Origin of the sequence: Corynebacterium sp., from assembly GCF_012838985.1 — a bacterium.
Lineage (GTDB): Bacteria > Actinomycetota > Actinomycetes > Mycobacteriales > Mycobacteriaceae > Corynebacterium.
The window spans coordinates 1-18,687 of the sequence record NZ_DUOE01000060.1 but is presented as its reverse complement, the minus strand read 5'-3'; the positions used below and the strand labels follow the sequence as shown (position 1 = coordinate 18,687).

Below are 18,687 nucleotides of genomic sequence, written 5' to 3'. Positions count from 1 at the left end.
TTTGAAGCCCAGGGCAGACAGCGCTGCCACGTCCACTGTGCCGGTGGTCAGTGCCTCCAGGACGGGGATGGCGCGCAGGGCCTCGAACGCGGTGAGCAGGTGCATGCCCCGGACGATAAACCCCCGTCGACCTTCCGTCGACAAGCAGGTCGTGGGCCTGTGGACAACCCCCTGTTATCCACAGAAACGCCGCTCCCCGCGGAGCAGCGCTTGACTAACCCCGCGGCACCACGTAGTCGAGCAGGCGTGCGCCCTCGGGGGCGAGGTCTGCCCAGGTGCCGGGGACGTCGAGAAGCGCGAGGGCGCTGGTGGGGAACTTCGTGTCGATGCCGACCCAGCCGGGGTTGTCGTCGCGGGGTGCGAGTTCGCGGACGGCTTCCTCGACGCCCGGCCAGTGCGCCAGGACGAGGGCGGTGCCGACGCTCTCGGGCAGCGTGTGCAGCAGCCGGAGGAAGTCCTCGGTGCTGCCGCCGTAGAGCGCGTCGTGGAAGGTGATCTGCCCGGCGCGGCCTCCGCCGGCCTCGATGCGGTCCCAGGTCAGGCGCGTGCGGGTGGAGGTGGAGCTGAGGACGCGGTCGATGGTGCCGACGTGCTCGGACAGCCACTCACCGGCGGCCTTCCCGTCGCGGCGGCCGCGCTTGTTCAACGGGCGCTGATGATCCGGCAGCGGTTCCTTCCACGAGGACTTCGCGTGGCGCATGATGACGAGGCGGTGGCTCATGGCTTCAGCTTAGCTAGCTCAGTTGCGCTCCGGCCTTGACAAGTTCCTGCAGCGCTGCCTCGCCGCGGGCCTCGTCGACGGGGGAGCACATGTCGGTGAGCACGCGCACCTCGAAATCCGCCTCCAGCGCATCCAGGGCGGTTGCGCGGACGCAGTGGTCGGTGGCGATGCCCACGATGTCGAGCTTCTCGACGCCCCGCTCCCGCAGCCAGTCCCGCATGCTCACGCCGTCGGCGTCGCCCTCGAAACCGGAGTAGGCGGCGGTGTAGGCGCCCTTGCGGAAGTAGGCCTCGATGGCGTCGCTGCGGACGTCACGGTGCATGGCGGCACCCTCCGACCCGGCGACGCAGTGGACGGGCCAGGAGTCGACGTAGTCGGGGTTGTCGGAGAAGTGCGCGCCCGGGTCGATGTGCCAGTCCTGGGTGGCCACGACGTGGGCGTAACGGTCGCCGTGGGAGTCCTGGTACTCACCGATGAGGCGGGCGACCTTATCGCCGCGGTCGGTGGCGAGGGAACCGCCGGGGCAGAAGTCGTTCTGGACGTCGACGATGACGAGGGCAGTCTTCGGGGTGCTCATGAGCCCAGCATAGATCCGGTCGACGAGGACGGTGGGGGAGGGCGTGACGTCGAACTCCGCGCCCGCCTCGTCGGGGGCGAGCGGCTCGAGGAGGGTGAGCTGCGAGTCGAGCAGGCTCAACGGCATGAAGTGGCCCTCCCGGGCCGTGATCCGGGCGGCCAGGAGCTCCCGCGGGCCGTGGACGTGCACGAAGACGGCGTCGGGGCAGGTCTCCCGGATGAGGTCCCGGTAGGAACGGCGCAGGGCGGAGCAGGCGATGACCCCGCCGTCGGGGCGGGTGGCCAGCCAGCCGCCGACGCGGTGGAGCCAGGGGAGGCGGTCGGCGTCGAGAAGCGGGACACCGGCGGACATCTTCGTGATGCTCCGGGGCAGATGCAGGTCATCGCCGTCGAGGTAGGGCACGCCCAGGCGGGCGGCGAGCAGCTCCCCGACGGTGCTCTTGCCCGCCCCGGAGACGCCCATGACGACGATGTGCCTGCTCCTCATACCTCCCGACACTAGCTGGGTAGGCTCGGCGGCATGAAGATGCCGATCCCCGACTACCTCATGGAGATCCTCGACCACGTCCGCGACGAGGACGGCGGGGAGGTCGCCGACTACATCCCCGAGCTGGCCGACGCCGACCCGGAGCGTCTCGCCCTCGCCCTGTGCACCACCGGCGGCAACGTGTACTCCGCCGGTGACCACGCCGAGGTGGAGTTCACCATCCAGTCGATCTCCAAGCCCTTCGTCTACGCGCTGGCGCTGCAGGAACTCGGGACGGACGCCGTCATGGAGGTCGTCGGCCTGGAACCCTCCGGCGAGGCCTTCAACGAGCTCTCCCTCGACGACAACGACAACCGGCCCGTCAACCCGATGATCAACGCCGGGGCCATCGCCGTGAACCAGCTGATCAACGGGGTGGACTCGTCGGTGGAGGACCGCGTCGAGAAGATCCGGGACCTGTTCTCCCGCCTCGCCGGGCGGGAGCTGCGCATCGACACGGACCTCTCCGCCTCCGAGCTCGCCGGCGCCGACCGCAACCTCTCCATCGCGCACATGCTCCGCAGCTACGGCATCATCCGCGACGGCGCCCACGACGCGGTCCGCAGCTACACCCACCAGTGCGCCATCCTGGTGACCACCCGCGACCTCGCCGCCATGTCCGCCACCCTCGCGACCGGCGGCGTCCAGCCCGTCACCGGCGAGCGGCTCCTCAGCCCCGAGGCCTGCCGCCTCACCCTGGCCGTGATGAGCTCCGCCGGCATGTACGACGGCGCCGGCCGTTGGATGGCGGGTGTCGGCATCCCGGCGAAGTCCGGGGTGTCCGGCGGGCTCATCGGGACGCTGCCCGGCCAGCTGGGGATCGCGTCGTTCTCGCCGCGGCTGGACTCCCAGGGCAACTCCGTGCGGGGCGTGAAGATGTTCGAGCGTCTCTCACACGACATGGGCCTGCACCTCATGTCCGCCGACCAGCAGTCCGTCCCCGGGGTCCGGTCCATCACCCGCGACGGCGACGACACGGTCATCCGACTGCAGGGCGCCATCAACTTCACGGCCGCCGAGAACATCCTCCATGAACTGACCGCCCACACCCTCGGAGGCACCCGCCTGGTGCTGGACGTCTCCCGCGTCACCTCCTTCAACCGGATGGGACGACGCATGGTGAAGGAGGGGCTGCGCCGCCTCCGGGAGGACGGCTTCCAGTGCTCGATCTACGACCCCGACGGGGTGGTGACGAACCTCGAGTTCTCGGACGGCACCTTGGTCGACACCGTAGATGTTCTCTGAGACTCCGGGGCACTACACTGAGGGGGACCAATTCTCTCAGGGGGTTCTCATGTACCGAGGAGTCCGGCTCGCCGCCGTGACTGCGGCCTGCGCCGTCCTCGGTGTGTCCTGCAGCGTCGCTCCGGACACCGGCCTCCGCGAGGCCCCCGAACTGACGTCCCTGCTGCTCACCGCCGCGGAGACGGGCCTCGAGGGGGCCGTCGCGGAGCCGCCCGTCGAAGCCGGGGAGGTGGCCACCAGCCTGAGCACCGTCATGCTCGACGTCCACACGGAGGGACCCTGCGCCGAGGCGATCCGGGCCGGCCTGGACACCCGCATCCTCCCGCACGCATCCTCCAGCCGCCTGTTCAACGCCGACTCCGGCAGCCTGGAGATCGGACTCTTCTCCACCGACACCGTCGTCGACGCCGAACGCATCTACGGGGACATCGTCACCCACTGCGACGAACCCGTCCGGGACGACATCCACCACGTCACCTATGACGTCTCCCCGCTGAAGGGGCCCCAGCCGGGCATGCATGTCACCGCCACCGGCGACGACGGCCGCTCCTTCGACATCGTCATCCTGCAGGCCTTCACCGGCAGACACGGCATCCTCGCCGCCGGCCACCATCTCAGCGAGGACATCGTCTACGAGGCCTTCTGCGCGCAGATGGAGAAGGTCCGCTCCGCCACCGGACTGTAGGGGCTGCAGGGGCTGAGTATCGGTGTACTGGGTGTATGCGGCGGCGTTCGCCGCGGTTGTCGTCGTGGCGGCGGTGGTCCTGCCCCGTCGCCACGGCAGTGGGCCCCGGGCGTTCCCGTGGTTCTGGGTGGCCTTCCCGTTCACCTGTCTCGCGGTGGCCGCCGGAATCGTCCATCTGGGCCCGGCGTTGCTCTGGGAGATGAACGTCGGCCCCGAGCGCTACCAGTTCCTGGACAACCCGCCCCGTGACCCCTTCACCCTGTTCAACCGCTCCGTGACGGCGTGGCCGTTGCTCGCGGTGGCCGGCGCGGTGGCGTCGGTGTGGAGCTGGCGGAAGGGGCGGACATGATCCCGGTGCTGTTCGCGGTGCTCACCGCCGTTGTGGTCGCCCTGGCGCTGCGGGGCGGCCCCTCCCCGGGGCCCGTGTTCCGGGTGGCCTTCCCGCTCACCTGCCTCGCGGTGGTGCTCTCCCTCAACCACCTCTTCCCGGTGGTGCCGTGGACGGGGCTGGACGCCGGTCCGCTGTCCTGGCTGTGGTTCTGCGGGGCAGTCATCGGGGTGCCGGTGTCCGTCCGGGCGTGGCGGCGTCGCCCCGATCCGGCCCTGTAGGGTCTGGGGGATGAAGGCTTTTCCGACCCCAGGCGGTTTCTAGTGCTCCAGGCTGTGTCCTTCGGGTTGCTGGACTCCCTCAACGCGCTGCTCATCGGCGTCATCGTCGCCCTCGGCGTCATGCTGTCCCGCACCGCCGCTTATCGACGCATCGTCACCCTCCTCATCATCGGCGACTGGCTCGGCGTCTTCCTGCTGTCCCTGGTCACCATGGTCATCTTCGACGGGCTGGGCGACCTGGTGCAGCAGGCGCTGGAGTCACCGGTGTTCGGCATCCTGCTCATCGCCACCGGTGTGATCACGTTCCTGCTCACCCTGCGCAGCTCCGGCAGCGGCGACTCACCTCTGGTACGCCGCATCCTCGAGCCCCTGCAGTCCCCCTCCGCGAAGACGGTGCTCGTCGGCTTCATCCTCGGCACCGTCCAGTCCGCCACCTCCATCCCGTTCTTCACCGGCCTGGCCTTCCTGTCGGCGGGGGACTACCACGTGGTGGTGCGCTACGTCGGCCTCATCGTCTACGCCAGCCTGGCACTCAGCCTGCCGACCATCTCCGCCGTGTTCGTCGGCATGGTCCGCGCCTACCCGTACTCCGTCTTCGGCCGGGCCTTCGAGTGGATGCGGCACCGCCAGGAACTGATGGTCAAGCTGGCCGGCTACATCGTGGCGGTCGCGCTGACGGTGTTCGGTGCGGTGACGCTGCTGTAGGGCTGCCGGCACGTTCGGGACCAGATGTTCGGAGGGGGACTGGTTCCGAACGCGCGCGGGGCGGTGGGGTGCCCTTCCGGGGATGTGAATCCGGCGTTGGCGCGGGTGCGGCCGGTGAAACAACAAAAAGCCGGGCCCCGAGGTTTCCACCTCGGGGCCCGGCCCTATCGTGCGCCATCAGGGAATCGAACCCCGAACCCACTGATTAAGAGTCAGTTGCTCTACCAATTGAGCTAATGGCGCTTTGCAGTTGTTGTTTCCCGTTCTTCCCTGTGTCTCGGTCTGTCCGGGCAACGAAGAAAAATATAACAGGCAATCATGTAACCTGCCAAATCGCCAGGTCAGAGGATGTTTTTCTGACATGTCATGAGCGTCTTGAAAGCGTGGTTGGCGGTGGGTTCTTGGTCCGCCTTTGCGGAACGGTTACGCTGGCACGTACTGAGGGGCGCTGACGGTGCGCCCCGTGCCAGGGCAGAGGTAGTTTTCTTGAAGTTCGGTTTCTCCCCGCTGCGGCGGTTCGGAGCAGCGGTGGTGTCGACCGTGCTGGCTGCCGGGATGGTGGCGGGTTGCACGATCGAGGGGTCGTCGGCAAGTGGGACGGTGGCGGAGACCTCCGTCGCCCCGGCCCCGACGCTGGTGTCGGTGAAGGACGGCGCTGAGGAGCACGATCCGACGGTGCCGGTGACGGTCACCTCGGAGGAGGGGCTGCGTCAGGTCACCATGACCAACCAGGACGGCAAGGTCGTGGAGTCGGAGCTGTCGGCGGACGGTAAGTCGTGGACCACTGCGGAGGTGCTCGGCTACCACCGCACGTACAAGGTGGTCGCGGAGGACCGTGCGGGGCAGAAGACGACGGTGAGCTTCTCGACGCCTGCGCCGGCGTCGACAAGCGGTGTCGCCCTGGCACCCCTCGACGGCGCCGTGGTCGGCGTCGCGCAGACCATCACCATGCGCTTCGGCACCGCGATCAAGGACCGGCAGGCGGCGCAGGACGCCATCACCGTGACCACCTCGCCGCCCGTGGAGGGTGCGTTCTACTGGCTCAACAACTCCGAGCTGCGCTGGCGGCCGGCGGAGTTCTGGACCCCGGGCACGGAGGTCACCGTCGAGGCCGACCTCTACGGCCGGGATCTCGGCGGCGGGGTCTGGGGCTCGCAGGACAACGCGATGAGCTTCACCATCGGCGAGGACGTGCGCACCGTCGTCGACGACGCCACCAAGACCATGACCGTCTCCCGCAACGGGCAGGTGCTGCGCACGATCCCGGTGTCCCTGGGCCGGGACACGGAACGCTGGGCCACGCCGAACGGCACGTACATCATCGGTGACCAGCTGGAGTCGATGATCATGGACTCCATGACCTACGGCCTGGCCTACGACCAGGGCGGCTACAAGACGAAGGTCGCCTACGCCACGCAGATGTCCTGGTCGGGCATCTACGTGCACGGCGCCCCGTGGTCGGTGGGGGACCAGGGCTACCGGAACGTCTCGCACGGCTGCATCAACGTCACCGACGAGGCCGCGCAGTGGTTCCAGAACACCGTCAAGCGCGGCGACCCCGTCGTGGTGCGCAACACCGTCGGCGGGACGCTCTCCGGCTGGGACGGCCTCGGCGACTGGAACATCCCGTGGGAGACGTGGAGGAAGGGCAACGCGGACGAGACCTCCGCCTGGTGATCACGGGGTGGGCGTACCACCCGTGACACCCAGCGTCTCCCCCATGACGTAGGAGGCTTCGTCGGAGGCGAGGAACACGAAGGCCCCGGCCAGCTCGGCCGGCTGGCCCGCGCGCCCCAGCGGGGTGTGCTGCCCGAACTCCCCGATCTTCTCCGGCGGCTGCCCGTGGGAGGGCTGCAGCGGTGTCCAGACCGGGCCCGGCGCGACGGCGTTGACGCGGATGCCCTCCGGGGCGAGCTGCTCCGCCAGTCCCTTCGACAGGTTGTTCATCGCGGCCTTGGTCAGGGCGTAGTCGAGCAGGTGCGGGGAAGGCTGGTACGCCTGGATGGACGAGGTGAAGATGATCGACGCGCCGGGCTGCAGGTGCGGGAGCGCCGCCTTGGTCACGCGGAAGGCGGAGTAGACGTTGGACTTCATGGTGGCGTCGAAGTCCTCGTCGGGGATGTTCCCGATCCCGTCGTGCCAGATCTGGCGGGAGGCGTTGTTCACCAGGATGTCCAGCCCACCGAAGGCCGCGACGGTGTCGGCGACGATCTTCTCGCACTGTTCCCGTTCCTGCAGGTCACCGGGCAGGGCCAGGGCCTTCCGGCCGGCGTCCTCGATGGCCCGGATGATCTTCCGGGCGTCGGGCTCCTCCTCGGGGAGGTATGAGATGGCGACGTCGGCGCCTTCGCGGGCGTAGGCGATGGCCACGGCGGCCCCGATTCCGGAGTCGCCGCCGGTGATCAGGGCCTTCCGGCCCCGGAGTCGTCCGTGGCCCACGTAGGTGTCCAGGCCGAGGTCGGCCTCCGGTTCCAGTTTCCCGTCGAGGCCGGGGTGGGGCTGTTCCTGCGGGGGAGGGTCGATCGTGGGGTGGAGGGTACGGGGATCGGAGGCGTTCATGGCGACGCTCCTTCCATTAGGGGATGTGCAATTGAGGATACGGAAACCATCGGCCGCTGGCATGGTGGGAGGCATGAGACTGTCCCTCCTTGACCGTGCCAACGCGCTCGTCGGCGTGAGTGAGTCCGCCACGCTGCAGGGGGTGGTGCAGCACGCCCGCGAGGCGGAGGAGCTGGGGTTCCACCGTTTCCTCGTCGCCGAGCATCACGCGGTACCGGGACTGCCGGGCTCGCAGCCGGGCATGCTCGCGGTGGCGTGCGCGGCCGCGACGCAGCGCATCCGCATCGGCACGGCGGGCATCATGCTGCCCGACCACCAGCCGCTCATCGTCGCGGAGCAGATCGCCACCCTGGAGGCCCTCCACCCCGGGCGTATCGACGCCGGCATCGGCTCCTCCCTCGGCTTCACCGCCCCGGTGCGGGCGGCGCTGCGGCAGGGGGACGTCGCGGAGCTGAAGAAGCGTTACCCCGCTGACCTGCGGGAACTTCTGGGATACCTGCGCGGCACCGAGGCCGTCACCGCCCGCCCCTTCAACGCCGCCGCCACCCCGGTGTGGCTGCTCGCCGGTTTCCGCTCGGTGTTCCTCGCGGCGGAACTCGGCCTCGGCGTCATCCTCGGCGGGCCCAACCAGGCCGAGGCGGCGCGTCTCTACCGGGAGAATTTCCGCCCCGGACTCATCGACGCCCCCGAGGTGATCCTCTCCGCGAATGTCGCCGTCGCCGCCACCGAGGAGGCGGCCCGCGACCTGCTGCTGCCTGAGGCCTGGGCGCAGGCGCACGCCCGCACCTCCGGTTCCTTCGGCCCGCTGCCCGCCCTGGCCGACCTGCCGGAACCCACTGCGCAGGAACGCCGCCGCATCGACCAGACGCTGGCCGGCAGCATCCACGGCACGCCCGCGCAGGTGGAGGAACGTATCCGGGAGCTTCTCCACGCCGCCGGCGCCCGGGAGCTCCTCGTCACCGGCGGGATGAGCGACCTACGGGGGCGGGCGGAGTCGGAGCGGCTGCTGGCGGACATGTCCGGGTGAGTTGGTATGGTGGCGGACACGTGACACGGGGTGCCGCCCCTCCAGAGGGCAGCTGAGAACACACCCGTCGAACCTGATCCAGTTAACACTGGCGAAGGGAATGTCCGCGAGGCCTCTCGGCGCTTGACGCTACCTTCGCCTTCTCCCAGAGAAAGGCGCATGCATGTCCATCACCGCAACACCCATCAACGAGCAGATCGTGCTGGTCACCGGCGGAGCCCGCGGGCTCGGCAAGGCCGTCACCGAGGCGTTCCTGCGCGAGGGCGCCAAGGTCGTGATCAACTACTTCTCCTCGGACAAGGAGGCGGAGGCGATCGTCGGGAAGCACCCCGGACAGGCTGTCGCCATCCAGGCGGACGTCCGTGACCGTGCGCAGATCGACGCCCTGTTCGCGCAGGCCCGCGAGGCTTTCGACGCCCCCGTGACCACCGTCGTGTCCAACGCCCTCATCGACTTCTCCTTCGACGGCGACGCCCGCCCGAAGGCCGACGAGATCACCTATGAGCGCTTCGAGAGCCAGTTCGCCGGCGCCATCCAGGGCACCCTCAACGTCACCCAGGCCGCACTGCCGGGCTTCGACGAGTTCGGCTCGGGCCGCGTAATCACCATCGGCACCAACCTGTTCCAGTACCCGGTCGTGCCCTACCACGACTACACCGCCGCGAAGGCCGCCCTGCTCTCCCTGACCCGCACCCTGGCCTCCGACCTGGGCCCGCGCGGCGTCACCGTCAACATGCTCTCCGGTGGTCTGCTGCGCAAGACCGACGCCTCCGCCGCCACCCCGGACGAGGTCTTCGACTTCATCGCGCAGGGCACCCCGCTGCAGTCCGTGACCACCCCGGAGGAGTTCGCCGACGCGATCCTCTTCTTCGCCTCCCCGTGGGCACGGTCCGTCACCGGCCAGAACCTGGTCGTCGACGGCGGCCTGGTCAAGGACTAGCCGCCGTGCACATCAACCTCTTCGCCTTCGCGGCGGGACACCACACCTCGGCCTGGCGTGCGGAGGACTCCTCCGTCCACCGCCTGGGTGACATCACCTACTGGGAGGAGCTCGCGCAGATCTCCGAGCGCGGCTGCCTCGACGCCTTCTTCCTCGCCGACGGCCAGTCCGCGGCGATCGGCGGCGTCGGCGGCGGCCCCGCGTGGTTCCTGGAGCCCGTGACCACGTTGACCTCCCTGGCCCGCGCGACGGAGCACATCGGCCTGGTCACGACCATCTCCGCGACCTTCTGGCCCCCGTTCCACGCCGCGCGCCTCCTAGCCAGCCTCGACCACATCTCCGGTGGGCGCGCCGGGATCAACGTCGTCACCTCCATGGGCGACGACGAGGCCCGCAACCACGGCATGCCGGCCCTCCCGCCGCACGCCGAGCGCTACGCCCGCGCCGACGAGTTCATCAGGGTGGTCAACGAGCTGTGGGATTCTTTCCCGGCGGACGCCGTCGTGTGCGACGAGTCCTGGGCTGACGCCTCCCGCTTGTCGACGCCCTCCCACTCCGGCGACTTCTTCCAGGTGGCAGGTCCCCTCAACATCCCCGCCGGCCCCCAGGGGCGCCCCGTCCTGTTCCAGGCCGGTGCCTCCGAACCGGGCCGTGACCTGGCCGCCAGGTACGCCGAGGGCATCTACGCCGTGGCCTGGGATCTGGAGATGGCACGCGAGTACCGCCTCGACGTCCGCCGCCGGGCCGCCGCACTGGGCCGGAACCCCGACGAGCTCATCGTCATGCCGGGCCTGGTCACCTACGTCGGCCGCACCGAGGAGGAGGCGAAGGAGAAGCAGCGCGCGCTGAACGACCTGCTGCCCGTCAAGGACGCACTCAAGGGCCTGGAGTACTTCATCCGGCAGGACACCTCCGGCTGGGATCTCGACGCCCCCGTGCCTCCGCTGCCCCCTCTCGAGGAGTTCACCGGACCGCAGGGCCGCTACGCGACGATCCTGCGCATCATCGAGTCGAAGCAGCCCACCGTGCGTGAACTGCTCGGCTACCTCGCCGCCGGCGGCGGACACGCCACCTTCGTGGGCACGCCCGAGCAGATCGCCGACGAGATGCAGCGCTGGGTGTCCGAGGGCGGCGCCGACGGCTTCAACCTCATGCCGCCGTCCCTGCCCGCCGGAATCGAGGACTTCGTCGACCTGGTCATCCCCGTCCTGCAGGAGCGCGGCGTGTTCCGCACCTCCTACGAGGGGACGACGCTACGGGACCACCTCAGCGAGTAGCGGGGGAGATCAGCCCTCGACCGCAGCCTTCATGCAGCGCATGGCGGCCAGCGTCTTGGGCACGCCGATGTAGGGCATGAGGTGGACGATGGATTCGCCGACCTCCTGCTCGCTCATCCCCGCCACGTCGAGAGCCGTCTTGATGTGGCCGGTCAGCTGCGGCTCCACGCCACCCATCGCGGCCAGGGCGGCGATGTTGAGCAGCTGGCGGGTACGCAGGTCGATGCCCTCCCGCTGGTAGGTGCCGCCGAACACGGCGCCGACGACCCAGTCGGACGCGCCGGGTGCGAAGGCGTCGAGCTGCTCCTTCCAGGCCGCCGCGCCCTCCGGCGACTGGGTCTCCTCGACGAACTCGTTGCCCTTGTCCATGCTGAACGTCATGTCTTCTCCTTTGGTTGACTGGAGCCGACAGTATAGGAGATGGGGCGGGCCGGGGCGGGGCTGCGCGCGCCCAACTGCTTCGGAATCACATGGTCGGAACCGGCCTGGCCGGCGAGGGACAAGTACGGGACCACCCCTGGATCCGACCATGTGATTCCGAACTTGCGTGGGGTGCGGGTTGCCCGACCCAGCCAATGCGAAACGCCCTCCGGCAAGAAGCCGGAGGGCGTTTCCCTCGGGGTGGCTGACGGGGCTCGAACCCGCGACACCCAGGATCACAACCTGGTGCTCTACCAACTGAACTACAGCCACCATTGCTGCTCTGCAGCAGCGGATTACAGATTAACCCATTATCTGCGAATTACAAAAACCGCTGGTAGTGGGCGGTTGCGGCCTCGGAACACTCGGCTGCCGCAGCGGACTCCGGGCCGGGTGCGGGGACGAAGACGGAGCGTCGGTAGTAGTCGAGTTCGCGGATGGATTCCACGATGTCGGCCAGGGCGCGGTGGGCGAGGCCCTTCTCCGGCTGGTTGAAGTACGCCTTCGGGAACCAGCGGCGGGCCAGTTCCTTGATGGAGGAGACGTCGACCATGCGGTAGTGCAGGGCGGCGTCGAGACGCGGCATCTGCGCGCGGAGGAAAGCCCGGTCGGTGGCGATGGAGTTGCCGGCCAGCGGGGCGGGGTGCTCGGGGCTGCAGTGCTCCGCGATGAGGGCGAGCACGGCGTCCTCGGCCTCCTCCATGCTCACGGTGGAGGTGCGGACCTGTTCGGTGAGGCCGGACTTCTCGTGCATGTCGGTCACGAAGTCGTCCATCTCCGCCAGCTCCTCCTCGGTGGCGTGGACGACGAGGTCGACGCCCTCGCCGATGATCTGCAGGTTGGCATCGGTGATCAGCGCCGCCACCTCGACGATGACGTGGCGGTCCGGATCCAGGCCGGTCATCTCGAGGTCGACCCACACGAGGCGGTCATTCTTGGCGGCGACGGTGATGCCGTTGTTGTTCTCCATGCTCAGGCTCCCATCTTGGCGTAGAAACGGCCGATCAGCGGGGCGAGCAGCCCGGTCGGCGCAACCTTGGAAATCGCGTTCATGGCCTTGCTCAGCGGGCCGGGGACGACGCGGCGCTGGTTCTTCGCCATTGCCTCCAGGGTCTCGCGGGAGCAGGACTCATAGGTGGTCCACAGGAAGTCGGGGACCACGCGGTCGACGATGGACTTCTCCTCGTCCGGCACCACCGCGTCCCGCACCGGGCCCGGCGCGAGCAGGGTGCACGTGACGCCGGTGCCCTTGAGCTCGTAGTGCAGCGCCTCGGTGAAGGCGTTGACGCCGGCCTTGGTGAACACGTAGGTGGCGTTGTTCGGGATCGGCACGTTACCGGCGGCGGAACCGACGTTGCAGATCGCGCCGGATTTGCGGGCCAGCATGCCGTCGAGAACCGCGCGCGTGAGGCGGTGCACGGCGGTGGCGTTGAGGTGGAACTGGTCGACCTCGTGGCCCCAGTCCTGCTTCACCAGCGGGCCGAACGTCGCGATGCCCGCCGAGTTGATCAGGATCGAGATCTCACGTGCGTCCATGTGCTCGATGAGGCGCGTGACGTCCTCGTGCTTGCTCAGGTCGGCGGCGACCACCTCGACGGTGACGCCGTGGGCGGCCTCGAGGGCGTCGGCAAGTTCGCGGAGCACCGCTTCTCGACGCGCCACCACAATCAGGTTGTGGCCCATCGACGCGAGGTCACGCGTCATCGCCATGCCGATGCCCTGGCTGGCGCCGGTCACGACCGCGAAGGATTCCGGGCTGGGGGAGGGGAGAGTCATGGACCCCAGGCTAATCGACGCCCCACCGACCCCGCCCCCTGCCCTGATGTCAGACCACGACGCCGAAGCGCATATTCTGGCATTCATGAATGCCGTGCTGATCGCCGTGCTGGTGATGCTCATACTGTCCGTCGTCAGGGTCCATGTGGTTCTGGCGCTGTTCATCGGCGCCATCGTGGGTGGTCTGCTCGGCGGGCTCGGCCTGGACGGGACGATGCTCGCCTTCCAGGAGGGCCTGGCCGGGGGTGCGCAGATCGCGTTGTCCTATGCGCTGCTGGGTGCCTTCGCCATGGCGGTCGCGAGTTCGGGGTTGCCGAATCTGCTGGCGAACTGGCTGATCGGGAAGCTGGGTGTCGACAGTACGCGGGCGAAGACCCGGACCATCATGTGGACGAAGTGGGGCATGGTCGCCGGCATCCTGGCGATGGCGGTCATGTCGCAGAACCTCATCCCGGTGCACATCGCCTTCATCCCGCTGATCATCCCGCCGTTGCTGGCGGTGTTCAACCGGCTGCGCATTGACCGTCGTCTCGTCGCGGTGGTGATGACGTTCGGCCTGGTCACCACGTACATGTGGATCCCGATCGGTTTCGGAAACATCTTCCTCAATGACATTCTGCTCGCCAACATCCAGCGTGCCGGCCTGGACACCAGCGGCATCAACATCGTCAGCACCATGAGCCTCCCGGCGCTCGGCATGATCGTCGGTCTGCTCATCGCGGTGTTCTTCACGTACCGGCGCCCCCGTGACTACGCTGAGCGCCCCATCACCGTCGGCACCGACGTCGAGGACGAACCGATCTCCCGTTACCGCGTCACGGTGGCGCTGATCGCCATCGTCGCGACGTTCGCCATCCAGGTCGTCATGCAGGCCGGTGGCTCGGAGGCGAACTCGTTGCTCGTCGGTTCGCTCACGGGTCTGGCGATCTTCCTCGCCACGGGTGCGGTGAAGTGGAGTCAGGCCGACGACGTCTTCACGTCCGGCATGAAGATGATGGCGCTCATCGGTTTCATCATGATCACGGCCCAGGGTTTCGCCGCGGTCATGTCCGCGACCGGTGAGGTGGAGTCCCTCGTCACCACCGCGGCGGACCTGTTCGCCGGTTCCCGGCCGGCCGCCGCGTTGGCGATGCTGGTCGTCGGCCTCATCGTCACCATGGGCATCGGTTCCAGCTTCTCGACGCTGCCCATCATCGCCACCATCTTCGTCCCCCTGTGCCTGACGATGGGCTTCTCCCCGGTGGCCACCGTCGCGATCATCGGCACCGCCGGCGCACTCGGCGACGCGGGTTCCCCGGCCTCCGACTCGACGCTGGGGCCGACGTCCGGTCTCAACGCGGACGGCCAGCACGACCACATCCGTGACTCGGTGATCCCGACGTTCATCCACTTCAACATCCCGCTGCTCATCGCGGGCTGGGCGGCGGCGATGGTGCTGTAAGAAGCTCCCATGTCCGGTGTGTTTCTGGCAGGGTCGAGGTGAGCAGATTCTTGTCGACTCTGGAGGTGGGATTGCCCATGACTAACACTCACGGACGAAGCTGGGAAGAATGGCAGGCTCTGGTGGATGCCGCGTTCGATCATCTGAAACGAAAAGGCTCGGCTCAAGCGAACGTCGAATTACACCGACGTGAATCGGGCGATCAGCGAGAGCACCGGCCAGTCCGAATTCGACTTCACGAACCCCGAGGGGCGGAACGCCATGGGGGATCTTCTTGGTGAGGTGGTGGAGAGAAGCCTCGAAGACTCTGGTGTGATGCTGTCGGCGTTGGTCATGTACCTCAATGAGAACAGGCCCGGCGCCGGTTTCTACAACCTGGCCCAGTCGAAGGGACTCCTCGATAAGGAGGCTACTCCGGACGAGAAGGAGGCATTCTGGATCGACCAGTGCAACAAGGCTTACGAGGCATATGACCGCGGAGCGAGGCATCCCCTGCGTCGGCGCGGATAGCAGCCCGGGCCGGCGACCGAACGAACAATTCAGGGCCTCGCCGCGAGCACTTGATCTCGCGGTGAGGCCCTGACTGTCAGCTACGTTCCGGCTCGTGAAATTTGTGCCCCCGATTGGATTCGAACCAACGACCGACGGATTAGAAGTCCGGTGCTCTATCCACTGAGCTACGGAGGCATGCGGTGGATTCTAGTGCACGTACCGCCCCAACCGTAAAAGTTCCCAGGTAGTGAGCAGTTTCACGCTGTCCGCCCCTGGCTAGGCGCGCGGGGGTAAGCGGATTAGGGTAGAGCGCATGTCAGCACCGCAGGTAGAGGAAACAGTGACGAGGACGTCGGTAAGTACGAGGAAGGTGCGGCCCACATGGCCGCTCTACCTCCTGTTCTTCGCGGTGGCGGGACTGGTGGGGGCGACGATCTCCTTCGAGTTCCTCACGGAGTCGCTCGTGGCGCTGGGTATCCCGGATCCGGGACCGGTGACCACGTGGGGTCTGCCGTTCACCCGTGCGGTGGGCTGGATGCTGGCGGCGCTGGCCGTCGGTTCCTTCATGTTCTCGGCGTTCTACATCTCGCCGAAGGTGCCGGACAATGACAATTCGCGGCTCGTCGAGGCGCCGTTGAGCGTGGACGGTGACATTGCGGCGCGGACGGGTGCGGTGGCGACGCTGTGCTTCGGCCTCATCGCGACGGTGCAGATCCCGCTGGTGCTCTCCGACGTGTCGGGCACGCCCTTCAAGAACGCGCTGGCCCTGGACATGTGGGGCGTGGCCGTCAGCCAGGTGGCGACGGCGCTGGCGTGGTCCGTGGTGGCGGTCGTCTGTCTGGTCGTGGGTGTGTCGGGGCTCATCTTCCGCAGGTGGATCGCACAGCCGCTGCTGCTGGTCGGCGCGGTGCTCACGATCGTGCCGCTGGGCATGGAGGGGCATGCGGCGGCCGGTGGTGCGCACGACTACGGAACGAACTCCTACCTGTGGCACCTGGTGGGCATGATCCTGTGGGTCGGTGGCCTCCTGGCGCTCATCGCCCACGGTCGTCGCCTGGGCCCGGACATGGAGCGGGGTCTGCGCCGCTACTCGACGGTCGCCCTGTTCTCCATCCTCGTCATGATCGTCTCCGGCCTGGTCAACGCCGCGGTGCGCGTCGAGTGGGAGGACTGGTTCACCACCACCTACGGCTGGATCCTGGTGACCAAGACGGTCGGTCTGGTGGTGCTCGGTTTCCTCGGTTTCGTGCACCGGATGATCACCATCCCGCAGATCAACAGGCAGCCGAAGCTGTTCCTGTGGTTCGCCATCGGTGAGGCGCTCATCATGGCGGCCGTCACCGGCGTGGCCATCACGATGGGCCGTACCCCGCCGCCCCCGCCGCGGGACCCGAACCTCACGCAGATGGCCATCCAGATGGGCTATGACCTCTACGAGAAGCCGACCCTGACCAACGTCTTCACCATGTGGCGTTTCGACGTGATGTTCGGTGCGATCGCGATCCTCATCACCGGTGGCTACCTCTACGGCCTGTGGCGCGTCCACCGCCGCGGCGGCACCTGGAACCACCTGCGCACCGCCATGTGGCTGATCGGCACCGTGAGCCTGTTCATCACCACGAGCTCCGGCCTGGGCATGAACATGCCGGCCACCTACTCGATGCACATGATCGTGCACATGACCCTGTCGATGGTCGTGCCGCTGTTCCTGGCGCTCGGTGCGCCGCTGTCGCTCATCATGGCCGCCTATGAGCCGGGTGAGCCGGGCAAGCCGACGGCGCATGACTGGGCGTTGGCGATCACGAAGGCGCCGCTGCTGCGGTTCATCATGCATCCGCTGGTGAACACGGTGCAGTTCCTGGTGGTCTTCTACGTCCTGTACATGTTCATCCCGCTGTATGAGCTGGCGATCTCCGAGCACGCCGGCCACCTGGCGATGAACTGGGCGTTCCTCATCTCCGGCTACCTGTACTTCTGGGAGCTGGTGGGCCCGGACCCGGTGCCGGTGAAGCGTCCGACGGCGATCCGTCTGGCGTGGCTGGTCGGCTCCATGCCGTTCCACCTGTTCGCCGGTATCTACCTCATGCAGCTGACCACGGTCATGGGTGAGGAGTTCTACACCACCCTCGGCCTGCCCTGGGAGCTCAACCTCCTGGAGGACCAGAAGGTCGGCGGCGGCATCGGCTGGGCTTCGGGTTCCTTCCCGCTGGGTCTGGTGTTCCTGCTGCTGTTCATCGGCTGGCGTCGCGACGACCGCGCCACCGAGGTCGCCTACGAGAAGCGCGTGGAGTCGGGCGAGGACCACGACTGGGAGTCCTACAACGAGATGCTCGCCCGCATGGCCGCCGGTGGTTCCGCCCGCGAGGAGTTCGAGGAGAAGGAGTTCCGCCGCGCCGAGGAATCCGCCCCGGAGGAGAAGCCGGTCGAGGACGCCGGGCCGGTACTCGATCTGCGTTCGCGCCGCAAGCGCTAGACCCGGCGGCGCACCCGTGCCTGTGGATGACGGGGGTTTGTCCACAGGCGTGCCGACGCCCGGTTGTCGCCCCCTCCGTTCCCTGCGAGGGTGCGGGGTGTCACCACGACACCACACACCCAAGGGGGACACATCATGGCTCAGACCACCTCGACCATCATCGGCAACCTCACCGAGGAACCGGTGCTCCACTACTTCGAGAAGACCGACAACTACAAGGCGCGGGTCCGCATGGCCTCCTCCCGGCGGGCCCGGGACAGGGACAAGACCGACACCTGGAGCGACGTCGACCCGCTCTACATCTACCTGGAGATGTGGGGTCCGCTGGCCCTCAACGCGAAGAAGTCGCTGACCCGGGGGATGCCGGTCATCGCGCACGGCACGCTGGTCACCGACGAGTGGGACGACAAGGAGGGCAACCGGCAGCGGATGATCCTGCTGCGCTGCTACTCCCTCGGCCTGGACCTCAACCGCTACGTCATCGCGTCGCAACGCATCGAGACCGCGGAGAAGAACCTCATCGGTGCGGCGTTGCCGACGGACGTGGATCCGCGCGGCCTGTGCGACAGGGTGCACAAGGGGGAGCCGGTGGCGTCGGAAAGCGAGGGGGACGGTGCCCAGGCACCGCCCTTCTGACTCCGGGGTGCGACCCTGCTCATACGGTTCCCGCAGCACATGGCCGGTGATGTACCCTGTGGGTTGTCTTTACCGCACTAGCAACATAGGGGAGAAATGGCCGAGTTCATCTACACGATGAAGAATGTGCGAAGGGTCGTCGGCGACAAGGTCATCCTTGACAACGTCACGATGGCCTTTTACCCGGGCGCCAAGATCGGCGTCGTCGGACCCAACGGTGCCGGCAAGTCCTCCGTCCTCAAGGTGATGGCCGGCATTGACCAGCCGTCCAACGGCGAGGCCTTCCTGGATCCGGGTGCCACCGTCGGCATCCTGCTGCAGGAGCCGCCGCTCAACGAGGAGAAGACCGTCCGCGAGAACGTGGAGGAGGGTCTGGGCGAGATCTTCCAGAAGAAGCAGCGCTTCGAGGAGATCGCCGAGGAGATGGCGACCAACTACACCGATGAGCTCATGGAGGAGATGGGTCGTCTCCAGGAGGACCTCGACGCCGCTGACGCGTGGGAGGTCGACTCCAAGATCGAGCAGGCCATGGAGGCCCTGCGCTGCCCGCCGTCCGACTCCCCGGTGACCAACCTCTCC

The 18,687-nt window shown here is 67.8% G+C and carries 20 protein-coding genes, 3 tRNA genes, 1 pseudogene and 1 riboswitch; of the genes and pseudogenes, 14 read left to right on the top strand and 10 right to left on the bottom strand.

Annotated features, from left to right (window positions below; all coding sequences use genetic code 11):
* Window positions 1-214: 214 nt before the first annotated feature.
* From GXZ33_RS03595 to GXZ33_RS03585, 3 genes and pseudogenes are all read right to left on the bottom strand, one after another.
* A complete protein-coding gene (locus GXZ33_RS03595) occupies window positions 215-721 on the bottom strand; it encodes a histidine phosphatase family protein (protein ID WP_291339469.1) in 507 nt (168 codons plus the stop codon).
* 13 nt (window positions 722-734) lie between these two features.
* Window positions 735-1,298 (bottom strand): nicotinamidase, encoded by a 564-nt coding sequence (locus GXZ33_RS03590; RefSeq protein ID WP_291339471.1) that lies wholly within the window; start codon window positions 1,296-1,298, stop codon window positions 735-737.
* A 33-nt stretch (window positions 1,299-1,331) separates the two neighbouring features.
* Window positions 1,332-1,760 (bottom strand): annotated as a pseudogene (locus GXZ33_RS03585) (gluconokinase); the annotation flags it as partial.
* Between the two features lie 57 nt (window positions 1,761-1,817).
* Between GXZ33_RS03585 and GXZ33_RS03580 the strand changes: the two are divergent.
* The 5 genes from GXZ33_RS03580 to GXZ33_RS03560 are packed head-to-tail and all read left to right on the top strand — an operon-like array spanning window position 1,818 to window position 5,067.
* Window positions 1,818-3,068 (top strand): glutaminase, encoded by a 1,251-nt coding sequence (locus GXZ33_RS03580; protein WP_291339468.1) that lies wholly within the window; start codon window positions 1,818-1,820, stop codon window positions 3,066-3,068.
* Window positions 3,069-3,117: 49 nt separating this feature from the next.
* Entirely contained in the window at window positions 3,118-3,753 is a 636-nt protein-coding gene (locus tag GXZ33_RS03575) for a hypothetical protein (RefSeq protein WP_291339467.1), read from the top strand.
* Window positions 3,754-3,775: 22 nt separating this feature from the next.
* Window positions 3,776-4,102: a hypothetical protein gene (locus tag GXZ33_RS03570; RefSeq protein WP_291339466.1), complete on the top strand. Its 327-nt coding sequence runs from the start codon at window positions 3,776-3,778 to the stop codon at window positions 4,100-4,102.
* Window positions 4,099-4,362 (top strand): hypothetical protein, encoded by a 264-nt coding sequence (locus GXZ33_RS03565; RefSeq protein WP_291339465.1) that lies wholly within the window; start codon window positions 4,099-4,101, stop codon window positions 4,360-4,362. The genes GXZ33_RS03570 and GXZ33_RS03565 overlap by 4 nt, the downstream gene beginning before the upstream one ends.
* A gap of 42 nt (window positions 4,363-4,404) precedes the next feature.
* Window positions 4,405-5,067 carry a hypothetical protein gene (locus GXZ33_RS03560; protein WP_291339464.1) on the top strand — a complete coding sequence of 221 codons (663 nt, stop codon included), beginning with the start codon at window positions 4,405-4,407 and terminating at the stop codon, window positions 5,065-5,067.
* A gap of 170 nt (window positions 5,068-5,237) precedes the next feature.
* Here the strand turns inward: GXZ33_RS03560 and GXZ33_RS03555 are convergent.
* Window positions 5,238-5,310: transfer RNA gene (locus tag GXZ33_RS03555), tRNA-Lys, on the bottom strand.
* A 312-nt stretch (window positions 5,311-5,622) separates the two neighbouring features.
* On the opposite strand from GXZ33_RS03555, the gene GXZ33_RS03550 reads away from it, so the two are divergent.
* Window positions 5,623-6,744 carry an Ig-like domain-containing protein gene (locus GXZ33_RS03550; protein ID WP_291339470.1) on the top strand — a complete coding sequence of 374 codons (1,122 nt, stop codon included), beginning with the start codon at window positions 5,623-5,625 and terminating at the stop codon, window positions 6,742-6,744.
* Here the strand turns inward: GXZ33_RS03550 and GXZ33_RS03545 are convergent, their stop codons facing one another.
* Window positions 6,745-7,626, bottom strand: a complete 882-nt coding sequence (locus GXZ33_RS03545; protein ID WP_291339463.1) for an SDR family oxidoreductase — start codon at window positions 7,624-7,626, stop codon at window positions 6,745-6,747.
* A 73-nt stretch (window positions 7,627-7,699) separates the two neighbouring features.
* Here GXZ33_RS03545 and GXZ33_RS03540 point away from each other — a divergent pair, with 73 nt between their 5' ends.
* The 3 genes from GXZ33_RS03540 (at window position 7,700) to GXZ33_RS03530 (ending at window position 10,870) form a co-directional block, all read left to right on the top strand.
* A complete protein-coding gene (locus tag GXZ33_RS03540) occupies window positions 7,700-8,653 on the top strand; it encodes an MsnO8 family LLM class oxidoreductase (protein WP_291339462.1) in 954 nt (317 codons plus the stop codon).
* Between the two features lie 16 nt (window positions 8,654-8,669).
* Window positions 8,670-8,771, top strand: a riboswitch (TPP riboswitch).
* 45 nt (window positions 8,772-8,816) lie between these two features.
* On the top strand, window positions 8,817-9,593 hold the full coding sequence (locus GXZ33_RS03535) for a 3-oxoacyl-ACP reductase (protein ID WP_291339461.1): 777 nt from the start codon (window positions 8,817-8,819) through the stop codon (window positions 9,591-9,593).
* A 5-nt stretch (window positions 9,594-9,598) separates the two neighbouring features.
* Entirely contained in the window at window positions 9,599-10,870 is a 1,272-nt protein-coding gene (locus tag GXZ33_RS03530) for an LLM class flavin-dependent oxidoreductase (protein ID WP_291339460.1), read from the top strand.
* A 9-nt stretch (window positions 10,871-10,879) separates the two neighbouring features.
* Here GXZ33_RS03530 and GXZ33_RS03525 read toward each other — a convergent pair whose 3' ends face one another.
* The 4 genes from GXZ33_RS03525 to cmrA all read right to left on the bottom strand — a co-directional run bounded on the left by GXZ33_RS03525 (window position 10,880) and on the right by cmrA (window position 13,066).
* Window positions 10,880-11,251: a carboxymuconolactone decarboxylase family protein gene (locus GXZ33_RS03525; protein ID WP_291339459.1), complete on the bottom strand. Its 372-nt coding sequence runs from the start codon at window positions 11,249-11,251 to the stop codon at window positions 10,880-10,882.
* A 239-nt stretch (window positions 11,252-11,490) separates the two neighbouring features.
* Window positions 11,491-11,563, bottom strand: a tRNA-His gene (locus tag GXZ33_RS03520).
* Between the two features lie 49 nt (window positions 11,564-11,612).
* The gene (orn, locus tag GXZ33_RS03515; protein WP_291339458.1) at window positions 11,613-12,260 is read right to left on the bottom strand and encodes an oligoribonuclease; all 648 of its coding nucleotides are present in this window, start codon (window positions 12,258-12,260) and stop codon (window positions 11,613-11,615) included.
* Window positions 12,261-12,262: 2 nt separating this feature from the next.
* Window positions 12,263-13,066, bottom strand: a complete 804-nt coding sequence (gene cmrA / locus GXZ33_RS03510) for a mycolate reductase (RefSeq protein ID WP_291339457.1) — start codon at window positions 13,064-13,066, stop codon at window positions 12,263-12,265.
* Window positions 13,067-13,151: 85 nt separating this feature from the next.
* Here cmrA and GXZ33_RS03505 point away from each other — a divergent pair, with 85 nt between their 5' ends.
* Entirely contained in the window at window positions 13,152-14,507 is a 1,356-nt protein-coding gene (locus GXZ33_RS03505) for a Na+/H+ antiporter NhaC family protein (RefSeq protein WP_291339456.1), read from the top strand.
* Between the two features lie 189 nt (window positions 14,508-14,696).
* On the top strand, window positions 14,697-15,017 hold the full coding sequence (locus tag GXZ33_RS03500; RefSeq protein WP_291339455.1) for a hypothetical protein: 321 nt from the start codon (window positions 14,697-14,699) through the stop codon (window positions 15,015-15,017).
* Window positions 15,018-15,121: 104 nt separating this feature from the next.
* On the opposite strand, the gene GXZ33_RS03495 is transcribed toward GXZ33_RS03500, so the two are convergent.
* Window positions 15,122-15,194 (bottom strand) — tRNA-Arg (locus GXZ33_RS03495).
* A gap of 175 nt (window positions 15,195-15,369) precedes the next feature.
* Here GXZ33_RS03495 and GXZ33_RS03490 point away from each other — a divergent pair.
* The 3 genes from GXZ33_RS03490 to GXZ33_RS03480 all read left to right on the top strand — a co-directional run.
* Window positions 15,370-17,472: a cytochrome c oxidase assembly protein gene (locus tag GXZ33_RS03490; RefSeq protein ID WP_291339454.1), complete on the top strand. Its 2,103-nt coding sequence runs from the start codon at window positions 15,370-15,372 to the stop codon at window positions 17,470-17,472.
* 135 nt (window positions 17,473-17,607) lie between these two features.
* A complete protein-coding gene (locus GXZ33_RS03485) occupies window positions 17,608-18,108 on the top strand; it encodes a single-stranded DNA-binding protein (protein WP_291339453.1) in 501 nt (166 codons plus the stop codon).
* A 96-nt stretch (window positions 18,109-18,204) separates the two neighbouring features.
* Window positions 18,205-18,687 (top strand): ATP-binding cassette domain-containing protein (locus tag GXZ33_RS03480; RefSeq protein WP_291339452.1); only part of this gene is annotated, 483 nt, incomplete at its 3' end.

Excerpts from the sequence above, each read along its gene's own strand:
- GXZ33_RS03505 (WP_291339456.1), top strand. The coding sequence starts at position 13,152 with ATGAATGCCGTGCTGATCGCCGTGCTGGTGATGCTCATACTGTCCGTC.
- GXZ33_RS03545 (WP_291339463.1), bottom strand. The coding sequence starts at position 7,626 with ATGAACGCCTCCGATCCCCGTACCCTCCACCCCACGATCGACCCTCCC.
- GXZ33_RS03535 (WP_291339461.1), top strand. The coding sequence starts at position 8,817 with ATGTCCATCACCGCAACACCCATCAACGAGCAGATCGTGCTGGTCACC.
- GXZ33_RS03580 (WP_291339468.1), top strand. The coding sequence starts at position 1,818 with ATGAAGATGCCGATCCCCGACTACCTCATGGAGATCCTCGACCACGTC.
- GXZ33_RS03540 (WP_291339462.1), top strand. The coding sequence starts at position 7,700 with ATGAGACTGTCCCTCCTTGACCGTGCCAACGCGCTCGTCGGCGTGAGT.
- GXZ33_RS03485 (WP_291339453.1), top strand. The coding sequence starts at position 17,608 with ATGGCTCAGACCACCTCGACCATCATCGGCAACCTCACCGAGGAACCG.
- GXZ33_RS03590 (WP_291339471.1), bottom strand. The coding sequence starts at position 1,298 with ATGAGCACCCCGAAGACTGCCCTCGTCATCGTCGACGTCCAGAACGAC.
- cmrA (WP_291339457.1), bottom strand. The coding sequence starts at position 13,066 with ATGACTCTCCCCTCCCCCAGCCCGGAATCCTTCGCGGTCGTGACCGGC.
- GXZ33_RS03550 (WP_291339470.1), top strand. The coding sequence starts at position 5,623 with ATGGTGGCGGGTTGCACGATCGAGGGGTCGTCGGCAAGTGGGACGGTG.
- GXZ33_RS03525 (WP_291339459.1), bottom strand. The coding sequence starts at position 11,251 with ATGACGTTCAGCATGGACAAGGGCAACGAGTTCGTCGAGGAGACCCAG.
- GXZ33_RS03595 (WP_291339469.1), bottom strand. The coding sequence starts at position 721 with ATGAGCCACCGCCTCGTCATCATGCGCCACGCGAAGTCCTCGTGGAAG.
- GXZ33_RS03565 (WP_291339465.1), top strand. The coding sequence starts at position 4,099 with ATGATCCCGGTGCTGTTCGCGGTGCTCACCGCCGTTGTGGTCGCCCTG.
- orn (WP_291339458.1), bottom strand. The coding sequence starts at position 12,260 with ATGGAGAACAACAACGGCATCACCGTCGCCGCCAAGAATGACCGCCTC.
- GXZ33_RS03575 (WP_291339467.1), top strand. The coding sequence starts at position 3,118 with ATGTACCGAGGAGTCCGGCTCGCCGCCGTGACTGCGGCCTGCGCCGTC.